At 72.1% G+C, this 240-nt stretch carries 1 pseudogene; it reads left to right on the forward strand.

The features are described 5' to 3' along the window. Window positions 1-240: pseudogene (locus G3I42_RS07380) on the forward strand (alpha/beta hydrolase); the annotation flags it as partial.

Genomic DNA, 240 nt, shown 5'->3' on the forward strand with positions numbered 1-240 from the left:
CCGGACGGGTGACAGCCATGCGCTGGCCCTGCTGAAGGAGATGATCTGCGCCGACTACCCCGACGCCGACTTCCGCCGGATCCTGGCCGGCATGCAGACCGACGAGCCCGTCGCCGCGTACGCGGGCCGCGCGGTCGGCCGGGCCGGTAGCTGGGGACGCGTCCCCCGCACCTACCTGCGTTTCGGCCAGGACCGGACGATTGCCACCGCGCTCCAGGACCGAATGATCGCGGAAGCCGA

This window comes from Streptomyces sp. SID11385, assembly GCF_010548245.1.
In the GTDB taxonomy this organism is placed as follows: Bacteria; Actinomycetota; Actinomycetes; order Streptomycetales; family Streptomycetaceae; genus Streptomyces.